The organism is Okeania sp. SIO3I5 (assembly GCF_010672085.1).
Lineage (GTDB): Bacteria > Cyanobacteriota > Cyanobacteriia > Cyanobacteriales > Microcoleaceae > Trichodesmium.
Genome location: NZ_JAAHHT010000065.1, coordinates 24,113 through 35,333 on the forward strand (window position 1 = coordinate 24,113; position 11,221 = coordinate 35,333).

7 protein-coding genes and 1 pseudogene are annotated in these 11,221 nt (G+C 32.9%); 6 read left to right on the forward strand and 2 right to left on the reverse strand.

Going from position 1 to position 11,221, the window contains the following annotated elements:
* Nucleotides 1–27: 27 nt before the first annotated feature.
* The 6 genes and pseudogenes from F6K40_RS16575 to F6K40_RS16600 all read left to right on the forward strand — a co-directional run bounded on the left by F6K40_RS16575 (nt 28) and on the right by F6K40_RS16600 (nt 10,382).
* Complete coding sequence (locus tag F6K40_RS16575; RefSeq protein ID WP_293137693.1) at nt 28–426, forward strand: DUF7682 family zinc-binding protein; 399 nt, start codon at nt 28–30, stop codon at nt 424–426.
* A 296-nt stretch (nt 427–722) separates the two neighbouring features.
* A pseudogene (locus F6K40_RS16580) lies at nt 723–839 on the forward strand (IS5/IS1182 family transposase); the annotation flags it as partial.
* Nucleotides 840–1,776: 937 nt separating this feature from the next.
* Nucleotides 1,777–2,967 (forward strand): cysteine desulfurase family protein, encoded by a 1,191-nt coding sequence (locus F6K40_RS16585; protein WP_293137725.1) that lies wholly within the window; start codon nt 1,777–1,779, stop codon nt 2,965–2,967.
* Between the two features lie 1,192 nt (nt 2,968–4,159).
* Nucleotides 4,160–5,002, forward strand: a complete 843-nt coding sequence (locus F6K40_RS16590; protein ID WP_293137695.1) for a prohibitin family protein — start codon at nt 4,160–4,162, stop codon at nt 5,000–5,002.
* 583 nt (nt 5,003–5,585) lie between these two features.
* Nucleotides 5,586–6,572: a sulfurtransferase gene (locus tag F6K40_RS16595; RefSeq protein ID WP_293137697.1), complete on the forward strand. Its 987-nt coding sequence runs from the start codon at nt 5,586–5,588 to the stop codon at nt 6,570–6,572.
* A 1,878-nt stretch (nt 6,573–8,450) separates the two neighbouring features.
* Nucleotides 8,451–10,382 carry an SBBP repeat-containing protein gene (locus F6K40_RS16600; RefSeq protein ID WP_293137699.1) on the forward strand — a complete coding sequence of 644 codons (1,932 nt, stop codon included), beginning with the start codon at nt 8,451–8,453 and terminating at the stop codon, nt 10,380–10,382.
* A gap of 156 nt (nt 10,383–10,538) precedes the next feature.
* Here F6K40_RS16600 and F6K40_RS16605 read toward each other — a convergent pair whose 3' ends face one another.
* Nucleotides 10,539–10,841 (reverse strand): YdhR family protein, encoded by a 303-nt coding sequence (locus F6K40_RS16605; protein WP_293137701.1) that lies wholly within the window; start codon nt 10,839–10,841, stop codon nt 10,539–10,541.
* Between the two features lie 95 nt (nt 10,842–10,936).
* The coding region (locus tag F6K40_RS16610; protein ID WP_293137703.1) for a YdhR family protein at nt 10,937–11,221 on the reverse strand (285 nt) is incomplete at its 5' end.

Genomic DNA, 11,221 nt, shown 5'->3' on the forward strand with positions numbered 1-11,221 from the left:
CCTAGTGACAAGTAACTTTGCTGTTTTATGCCGAAAAGAAAAAGGACTTTTCCGTGTGGCCATAAAGGATATGGGAGAAAATGCCATCGCTGTGAACAAGAGCAAATGGTACAGCAAAGATCTGACGAAGAAATAGCGGAAAAGCGAGAAAAAAAGTTAGAGTGGGAAGCTTCTTTCGATGGCGATTTGATAGACTTAAAGGGTTTACCAGATTATGTAGTGATAAAAGCTAGAACAATTATTTCTGGATTAAATAATAATCAAAGCTATCGGGAATTTGGAGGTAAACGACTCCGCCACAATCGTTTTATTGTGAGTATACCTGTTACTCGTAACTATAGAATGATTTGTCAAGATTATGGGAGTTTTGTTGTACCACAGAAGGTTATGTCCCATGAAGATTATAATGTTTGCAAACCTAAGTAGTTAGGGAGTAGGGAAATTAGATAGGGAAACTTTCCAGGTGTAGTTCAAAAATTGGATAATTTATTTTTTCCTATTAAAAAGGGAGACTTTTCACCAAGGTATTTAATTATTGATTCTTCGGTAAAAGTAAAGGTATTAATTAGTAATGGTTTGAGTATTTTGTCACTGGTGGATTATTTCTACGCTACTACATTAGTAATTTTCCAGAATTGAAAAGTCAAAAGTTATAAATATTAGAGAATATTTGAGAAGTTTAAAGTACATATAGAATTTACATTTATTGAGCAATTCAATTTAATAGGGGATTAAAAATCTTCAAAATTCTCTCTTATCCTTATCGAAATCGCGGTAAGAGATTTGGATTACGAGCTAACTTAATAGCTGGACTTTATAATTACGATTTGGCTAATTAAGTTTTAAGAAAAATCTATTAAATCTCTAGTTGGTTGAGCTTTTAATCATTAGCTTAACTTTTTTAGTCTGCCTATTTTTAATAATTTTGTTAATCAGCGATCGCCTACCATTAATTATTCAAAAAAAATCAGAAATCTGGCTATCTTCTTAAGCAAAGTTAGACAGAAAATAGCAACTTATTATAACACAAAATATTTTTGCAAGAGGTCTATTGTAGATAAAAATTAAAATATAGTTTCACAACTTATATCGAAACACTATATATTGATATTGCAAATATTCAATTTGAGTAACATTCAGCTATTAGCAGTCAGCTCTCAGCTTTTTAATAAACAACTTAGCTCAATAAATTAGATTATTAAAGTTAGCTGATATCTGGCCGCTGAATGCTTACTAAAAAAAAACGAATTGTGTACCTTGCCAATATAGGGATTCCTATATAAAGCTCAAATAAATCTCCATAAAAAACAATAAAATTCTGGAATAGGAACTACTCAGTTAGAATAGGCAAAGTCGGATTAATTCAGTCTTATTTGACCAAAAATTCAAAATTGCTCTAGAGTTATTGCCTGACTAAAATTTAATTTTTGGAGATATTTAAACCCAAAAATTAAAAATTATAATTCCGCTCTGGATGTCTTAAAATTTTTGAATATTCAATTATCAAATACAGTAGATTCCAGATTAATAATGGGGTATAATTACCAATGGATAATGGATAATTGATAATTAATCCCCAGAGGTTTAAAGCCTTATAGTTCAAGAGAAAAAAGTGCTACAATATTCGCTTATATTCAATTCCGTTACAGTTTTAACCAGAGGTAATTATCCATTATTTATTGTCCATTATCAATTAATGAAAAGTCTCATTTATTCCCACCGAACCGTAATTACTATTCCCTACTTCCTACTCCCTAAAACAAACGGACAAAGATGATGCAAATTTATTTAGACTATAGTGCCACAACACCAACAAGGCCAGAAGCGATCGCTACTATGCAGCAAGTTTTTACTCAACAATGGGGTAATCCATCTAGCTTACATACATGGGGCCAAAGATCGGCAACATTAGTGGAAAGGGCCAGAATCAAAGTAGCAAATCTCATTAATACAGCGCCAGAATCAATTATTTTTACTTCTGGGGGAACTGAAGCTGATAATATGGCAATAATGGGTGTAGCACGTTGCTATGGAAAACCTCAACATATAATTATTTCTGGTGTAGAACATTCTGCTATTTCAGAACCAGTAAAAATGCTGGAAAACTGGGGTTGGCAAGTGACAAGATTACCTGTTGATCGACAAGGAAGGGTAGAACCTCAACAACTACAAGCTGCATTACAACCGAATACAGTTTTAGTTTCCATAATTTATGGCCAAAATGAAGTAGGCACTCTCCAACCAATTGCCGAATTAGGTAATATTTGTCGTTCTTATGGGGTATTGTTTCATACTGATGCAGTTCAGGTTGTTGGACGTTTACTAGTAGATGTACAAAAATTGCCAGTAGATTTGTTGTCTTTATCTAGTCATAAAATTTATGGTCCTCAAGGTGCAGGGGCCATTTATATACGAAAGGGTGTGGAGTTAGTCCCTTTATTGGGTGGTGGAGGCCAAGAGATGAAATTACGCTCTGGTACTCAAGCAGTGGCAGCGATCGCTGGTTTTGGTGTAGCGGCAGAGTTAGCGAATGAGGAGATAGCTACAGAAACATTAAGGTTGAGTAGGTTACGCGATCGCTTATTTGCACAGATGGTTGATAATCCTTATGTAATTTTTACTGGAGATAGATGGGACAGATTACCTCATCATGTTAGTTTCTGCATTGTACCTCCAGAAAATGAGATAGATGATAAGGTTACTGGTAAAACTCTAGTGCGAGAGTTAAATTTAGCAGGAATTGGTATTAGTGGAGGTTCAGCTTGTAATAGTGGAAAGGTAACTCCTAGTCCAGTATTATTGGCAATGGGGTATACAGAGGAGACTGCGGTTAGAGGTGTTCGTTTGACTTTGGGAAGAGAAACAACGGAAGCTGATATTGATTGGACAGCGATGGTGCTGAAGCAAATTTTGACAAGACTGATGGTTAATACTAATTCTCAAAAGTTTAACTATGTATCTTTGTGATAGGTTGATGGGGATATGGAGGGATAAGATAATGTGAAGTAAATATAGGATTAATATTGTTGAAAAATGCTATAAGAATTTGGCAATTAAAAATTGCTAATAAATATTTGGAATAGGGAACCTGGAACATAAAAACTATTTGATATATAATCCTGCTAATTCATTATCTTATGAGAAAGAAAGTTAAATCAATTCAAAATTCAAAATTATTAATTCAAAATTATAACTTCTGCCTAAAGTCAGAGGCTTGAAATCAGGAAAATATTTTTGATTTTTTCGCTCTCTCTGTGAAGAACGAGGCTTGAATCCTGAATTAAACAATTATTGAAATTAAGTTAGAACCAAAATTTTTGAACTTTAAATTTTTAATTTTGAATTCAAAAAATGGTCAGAATTCAGAAGTCACCAAATTAGAAAAAAAGGAAGGATTTATAGCATTTTTCATTAACATAGAATACAACTATTAAGTCTCTAACTTATTAAACTTTAAACCTATTTTTCTAGTTTCTGTAGTCTACTTTTGTGAAAACTGCTATAAGCAAGGAAATTCTTGAAAAATATACCAAGTTAGGTCTTTCTTGATGGGAAATGGCAAATTTGGTAACTATATAACCTAATTTGAGATAATTCTAAGTTGGAAAGAAATAGTATTTATAAACTATTTGATTTGATTTGAATTATTATCATAAAATCTCTACTTTTACAGAGCTACTTCAATAATTAATAATTAACAATTAATAATTAATAATTACCTCTTCTTAAATGGATGGGCTACCTAAGCATATCCAATCTCCCCTGAAGAAAAGAAATAATATTTATTTATATTCAATCCTCACGGTTTTAACCAGAGGTAATTATCCATTATCCATTAATGAAACCACTCATCTGGAAATGTAGGTATAAAAATTAATGAATTGGAAATATAGCACTACAAAAAAATGTTAGGACATTAATAAAATTAAAATCCTTTACAGCTAATAATTTTGATTTGATCTGATAGTTGATAGCTGTTTGCTAGGCATTTCGGCACGGAAATGCTTAAAGCTCTAGATGCAACTTTCCTGAACAGAAAAAATAGTGGTTAGAAGATTATAAAAATATTATATAATTTGATGATTAATTTTCAACTCCAACTAATATTGATAGAGAAAATAGACTAAAAGTCAGATTCTTAAATTTCGGAGCAGATAAATTGAAAAATCAACAACAAAGTTTACAAACATTAATATTAGCAACTGCGTTATCTGTAATATTGCTAATTGGTTTCAATTCTTTTGTAATTATTAATCCTGGTCAAGCTGGTGTTTTGAGTATTTTAGGTAAAGCGAGAGATGGAGCTTTACTAGAAGGAATTCACTTTAAACCTCCCCTGATTTCCCAAGTAGATGTATATGATGTAACTGTGCAAAAATTTGAAGTTCCTGGTCAAAGTTCTACAAAAGATTTACAACAATTATCCGCTAGTTTTGCTATTAACTTTCGTTTAGATCCAGTGCAGGTAGTAAAAATTAGAAGAGAACAAGGTACTCTACAAAATTTAGTTGCTAAAGTAATTGCACCACAAACTCAAGAATCTTTTAAAATTGCTGCAGCGAGAAGAACTGTTGAAGAAGCTATTACAAAAAGGGAAGAATTAAAATCAGACTTTGATACTGCTTTAGGTTCTCGGTTGGATAAATATGGAATCATTGTGTTAGATACTAGCGTGATTGATTTAACCTTTTCTCCTGAATTTGCTAGGGCAGTTGAAGATAAGCAAATTGCTGAACAAAAAGCTCAAAGAGCAGTGTATATTGCTGAGGAAGCAGAACAAGAAGCTGAAGCAGAAATTAATCGTGCCAAGGGTAAAGCAGAAGCTCAAAAACTATTAGCTGAAACCCTAAAAGCACAAGGTGGTGAGTTAGTTTTACAAAAGGAAGCTATAGAAGCTTGGAAAAAAGGTGGTTCTCAAATGCCTAAAGTTTTAATTTTTGGCAGTGACAAATCTCAAGGAGTTCCTTTTATTTTCAACCTTAGTAATATGAATGAAAATTAATTAAAAGAGGGAATAGGGAATAGGGAATAGGGAATAGGGGGAAATAATTGATGATTTCTGTACAATAATTGATTTAATTTTTTATTGTTGGAGATGTCTAATAGTTAAAATTAGGAAGAAGTAAGGTAAGCATTCAGCATTCAGCTTGATTACCTTTAGTTGAAGAGTCAAGTTCCTCGCTCCGATGCTTTAATTCTCTAGTTGAAAATGCAGTAAAAGTTAAACGAATTATTGCTCAACGGTAAGCATTCACTCGGCTGAATGCTTACCGTTAATTTATTAAAAAACTGAGAGCTGACTGCTAATATAGATAGCATTTTTAAATGAGATGTAAATCTATATTTAGTTTTTTTCTAATCAAAAAATCTTGTCTTGAGTATCCATTACTCTTTGTGAAAAGCTACTATTTAATGCTGCTTTCTGTTGTTTACTTTTCCCTGTTTCCTCCAAGATGTTTAATAATCTCAATTTAAGTTCAATAAAAAGGATACATTTCAATTTTGAATAAAGGCAAAAATTTATCAGTTTTAGGTAACAGGGAATAGAGAATAAGAAAAAAGTATTTTTGCATATAATATACGAAATGCACTCAATAAAAATTATGGCAGTGGTAGGATTAATAATATTTGGATTAATTTCTACATTAGCTATAGCAAACTCAATTAAAAATGCCCAATTTCTGACAAATAAATCTATTAGTTCTGAATTTGTTATTCAGGAATTGCCAGAGCAAATACCTAGTAATAACCAATGGATAATTAATGCTACTCAATCTCAAAAATTAGTGACAGAAGGAGCAACAATTTTAGATGCTCGTTCTTGTAAAATTTTCCACCCTAAAAGTTTATCAAATGCAATTTGTATAAGCTGGAAAGAATTTTCTCAGCCTCAATTACCATTTAAAGGAAAATTACTCACAGATGACAAAATTTTAACCGAAAAGTTACAGCGTATTGGGGTTTTTAATGATAAACCAGTAATAGTGTTTGGCGACACTATAAATGGTTGGGGAGAAGATGGCAGAATAGTTTGGATGTTACGCACTTTAGGTCATCAAAAATCTTTTTTAGTTGATGGTGGTTTTAATGCTTTAGTACAAACTGGTTTTCCCACAGTTAATTTTGTTAATAATAGTTCTACTGTCAGGGGAGATTTTGTTGTTAACCGTAAGAAAAATTGGCAAATTAGTCAGAATGAATTAAAGGCAAATTTAGAAAATAATAATCTGATTATTATTGACACGAGAGAGTTACGGGAATTTTATGGCAAAACACCTTATGGAGAAGAGCGTGGCGGTCATATTCCTGGGGCAGTTCATATCTATTTTAAGGATTGGTTAGATGAAAATGGAATGTTATTTTCACGGGAAAAAATTTTAGAAATATTGGCAAAAAAGGGAATTACTAAAGATAAAACTATAGTTACTTATTGTACGGGTGGAGTTCGTTCTGCTTGGTCAAATGTTGTGTTGGTAGATTTAGGATTTCAGGTGAAAAATTATTCTGGTTCAATGTGGGAATGGTCCGCTAGTAATGCAGATATTTATTCTTTGGATATGTCTAAAAAATAGGGAGTAGGGGCGAGCAAGCGAATCGCCCGTACGGAAGTAGGGAGTTGAGGGAAATAATCGATAATTTCTCTAGGATTATTAATTTGATTTTTTATTATTGGATATGTCTATTGACCGAAACATTTTGCTCAGAACTCTCCTCGAAAAAAGAGGGAGTAGGGAGTAAGGAATGGAGGGAAATAATCGATAATTTCTCTAGGATTATTAATTTGATTTTTTATTATTGGATATGTCTATTGACCGAAACATTTTGTTCAGAATCTTCCTCAAAAAAAGAGATAGTAGGGAGTAAGGAGTGGAGGGAAATAATCGATAATTTCTCTAGGATAATTGATTTGATTTTTTATTATTCGATATATCTATTGACCGAAACATTTTGCTCAGAACTATCCTCAAAAAAGAGGGAGTAGGGAGTAAGGAGTGGAGGGAAATAATAGATAATTTCTCTAGGATAATTGATTTGATTTTTTATTATTGGATATATCTATTGACTGAATGTATTTAAGTTCGTAAGTTATCAGTGCATACCATATAGATGTAAATGTGTCAAAGACTGGTTAGAGCAACTGAGGAAAATTAGTTAGCCATCTTTAGACAAAGGTGAGGCGATCGCCAACCTAAACAACGATATAATCAATGTTTGAGGCTCTAAAATTTGATTAGGCAATAAAACTCCCTTGGATTATACATTGGTTCATATTATCACAAAAAGGCTGAAACTATTGAAACTTTGTTGCCTAGTTCAGCTTTTTTTTGTTGTTTTTTTGTCATAGATTGATGACAAAGTTAAAAATTTTAAAATTATAAGCTGAGATTGATAATTAAAACTTTTAGGATTAGGATGTTGATGAGTGGGAAAAATTAGATATATAAGATGAAGTTGAAGTAATTAGTATTAAAACAAATAAGAATAATTATTAATACTATTAATATCAAGTTTGGTTGTATAGTCATCGAAAAACCTACTTAGCAACTATTAATTCGGCGTTGGTAATTGCTGGGATGATTTTCTACTAGGGGTGATAGCCATCACTTACTCTAGTTAAATATTTAGAGGTATTAGAAACACATTACTTTTAAAGTTTCATCCCTTGATTTACCAACGCCATTAATTCTTTTAATCTGTAAATAAACCAGTGCTCACTGCTATATCTAATAAAAAATCTTCTCCCTTTAAATCTTACTTCTTCCTTTTTGCTTCCTAACGCCAAAGTGTAATACCAATTCCCAAAAATAATGCTGTACTTCCTCAAAACTTCAGTTATTAAGTAATAAGTAAGTAAGAGCAATTTTTTGAAGGATTAGTTTGCCAAAAACGCTATTACTATTTAGGGCTTGCTGATTAATTATCAAAGTATTGATATATAAAGATTTGAGTTTTTTATGATATTTAAAAAGTGCCTTTTTTTCAGTTGAAAATACTCAAAAAGCCAGTATTTTGGTCTGACTATGGCAGAAAAATCACTCTGACAATTCTTACCGAATAATTAATAATTAAATAATTAAATAATTAAATAATTCAGCTTTGTTAGCCTCCCCTTGGATAGAGGAAAAAGCGGTTGGCAAGCGAAGCAGTCCGTAGGATGGGATGCCGAGGTCTCCTTTCCCTCCGGGACGCTACGCGTTTCATGTCGCGTAGCGTTTTATGTCGGCTCTTAGCCGAAAACGGCATATCCAATCGACCAAGAGAAATCAATTTTTTCCTTTGAGTCTTACCTCTCCCTTTTAGGGAAAGGTAATTATCAATTATCAATTATCCATTATCCATTAATGAATCCTGCTTCCTACTTTCAAGAATATGTAGCAAGAATGCGCGAGATTTGGTATAAGTATTTAACCAGACACGATCTAAAACTAGAATAGAATTTCGTACAAATTATGGATGAACAATTATTTGAAAATTTACCCTCAATATTACTACCAGATCCACCACCTGAAGCACCACCTGAAGTAATTAGCTTGGGAGGAGAAAATATTCCGGAAATTTCTGAGGATACTATAGGAATAAATGATTCTAACAACGATCAAATTCTGATTACCGATGCACCAATTTTCCCTTCCCAAATTCCTCCAACAAATAACCCAACTTTAGAATTTTCTGACTTGTTAGGAGGTAGTAATTTTGAAGAAGGAACAGGAATAACTATTGACAATCAAGGCAATACTTATATAACTGGCAGTACCAACTCTCTAGATTTTCCAATTACTTCAAATGCCGTACAAAATAGCTTTGGTGGAGGTGATGAATTTGGTCTTGGCGATGCTTTTGTTGCTAAATATTCACCTGATGGAACTCTAATTTATGCCACATATATAGGTGGGAGTGGTGACGATTTTGGTACCGATATTGCTGTAGATATAACTGGAGATATTTACGTCACGGGTAATACTAATTCGGTTGACTTTCCAACAGTAAATGCTTTGCAAAATACTTATGGAGGTGGTGAATTTTCTGGCGATGCTTTTGCTGTCAAACTATCTAATGACGGAAGTAATATCCTTTATTCTACTTATTTAGGTGGGCAAGATAACGATTTTAGTAGTGCTATTGCTGTAGATAATAATGGGGATGTTTATATAACAGGAGAAACTGGTGCAACACTGCGTTTTCCAATTCAACCTATTCCTGGAGTTGGTGATTTTCCGACTACAGAAAATGCTCGACAAAATACCCTAGTTACTGAATTTAACCGAGATGCTTTTGTGAGTAAAATATCTACTGATGGAAGTCAGTTAATTTACTCAACTTTATTGGGTGGAAATGACACAGAAATCAGTCAGGATATTACTGTTGATAATAATGGTAATGTTTATATTACTGGTGAGACTCGTTCCTTAGATTTTCCAACTATAAATGCAGTACAAAATACTATTGGGGGAGATGCAGATGTATTTATTACTCAGCTTAATAGTGATGGTAGCGATCTAATTTTTTCTACTTATTATGGTGCTGTAGATGGAGATATTGGTAATAGTATTGCTGTAGATAATGTGGGTAATATTTATGTAGCTGGAAATTCGGGTAGTCAAATTATTGGTGGTGATGCGGTAGTACCTCCAGTTGGTCAGTTTCCTACTTTTAATGCTCTGCAAAATACTTTTGGTGGAGGTGAAAGTGATGGAATATTAATTAAGATTAATAGCGATCGCTTCGTTGAATATGCTACTTACTTAGGTACGGAAAATTTCGATTCTATTGAGAGTATCGATCTTGATGCTGGAGGAAATAGTTATATTGTTAGCAACAACAATTTTGCCAATACTATTGTGAGTAAAATATCTAATGATGGTCAAGTTCTAGAATATTCTATTCCCTTCCGGGTAAATGACAATCTTGGGGTGTTTGGTAATGATATTGCAGTAGATGAAATTGGTAATGCTTATTTTGTCGGTTTGACTATTCCTACTTCTGGTTTAGAACCTATTCTGCAAGTCAGTCAAGTTGATGGTGTAGATATAATAGATGACGCCTTTGTTGCTAAACTTGCTGCTAATAGTTCTTCTCCAGGTATTCCGACTCCTGTTTTTCCTCCCAATATTCCTGAAAGTTTCAACGAAAGTAATTATTTAATAGAAAATTCTGGTGTAGCGGATGCTGTGGCAAATGGTTTATTTAGTAGTGGGTTTGAGCATTGGTTAGAGTTTGGTTTTTCGGAAGGGCGATCGCCTCAGTTTGCTTTTGATGAGGAATTTTATCTGGCAAGTTACCCTGGAGTTGCTGATGCTGTAGCAAATGGTATTTTTATTAATGGGTTAGAACATTACGTTAGATTTGGTCAAGCAGAAGGACGTTTGGCGAATAATGAATAATGAATAATGAATAATGAATAATTAATTGAAAAAAATAAAGCTAGTAAGATATTCGTTATAGCTTCGTAGGTAGGTTTCGCTGCGCGACATGAAACGCATTTTTCTTATGCAACGTCCCTACCTTATGTAACAAACATTTATCACGCTTGGTTATGATTAGCTATTATAAAAAGGTGAATCCATACCGAGGGAAGTTTCTTTAGTTCCATCACCATCAAAAAGCTTCACACTAAGATTTCCATTGACTTGTTTCGCGAATGGAATTAATAAACCATCAATATAATTTTGTGCATTTTCTACAGAATCAAATTCGTAAAAACCACCTACACTATGGGTATTTAAACCACTCAACCAAGTCTTTGATTTTAACCCTGGAAATTTTTTCATCTCTAAATTAATAGGTTCCCAATTAATTTCAGTAAAAGGAATTGATACTTGGTATTCAGCTATAAAAATCATCCATTATCAATTAATCAACTGTTGGGAGTTAATTAATTTTTAGACAAAGAAGAAAGCTCACAGGGATTATGGCACGGATACACGAATTAAGAGAATTAGCTATTATAAAAAGGTGAATCCATACCGAGGGAAGCTTCTTTAGTAACATCACCATCAAAAAGCTTCACACTAAGATTTCCATTGACTTGTTTCGCGAATGGAATTAATAAACCATCAATATAATTTTGTGCATTTTCTACAGAATCAAATTCGTAAAAACCACCTACACTATGGGTATTTAAACCACTCAACCAAGTCTTTGATTTTAACCCTGGAAATTTTTTCATCTCTAAATTAATAGGTTCCCAATTAATTTCAGTAAAAGGAATTGATACTTGGTA